1 pseudogene is annotated in these 377 nt (G+C 64.5%); it reads left to right on the plus strand.

The features are described 5' to 3' along the window. Nucleotides 1-230: pseudogene (locus PUR71_RS00250) on the plus strand (hypothetical protein); the annotation flags it as partial. Nucleotides 231-377: the final 147 nt, after the last annotated feature.

Consider the following 377-nt stretch of genomic DNA (forward strand, 5'->3'; position numbering starts at 1 on the left):
CCCCGGCCCCGGTCGCCGCTCCGGCCCCCGCCGCCCCGGCTGCCCCGGTTGCCGCTCCGGCCCCGGCCGCCCCGGCCGGCGACGCCACCCCGGTCCTGCTGCCCGCGCTGGGCGAGTCGGTCACCGAGGGCACCGTCACCATCTGGCTCAACGCCAACGGTGAGAAAGACGGGCGGGTAGGGCAGGAGGTGGCCGTCGACTCGAGCTCTCTCTGGTCGCAGAAACCTTAACAGGGGGGGGGCGCCCGCCACGCACACCCCCCCACAAAACAACTACAAAAAAAACCACAAAAACACAAACCACAAAAAACCAAAAACACCAACACACAAAACACAACCCACAACACACCCCAACCAAACAACCAAAACCAAAACAAA

Origin of the sequence: Streptomyces sp. SP17BM10, assembly GCF_036322405.1 — a bacterium.
Classification (GTDB): domain Bacteria; phylum Actinomycetota; class Actinomycetes; order Streptomycetales; family Streptomycetaceae; genus Kitasatospora.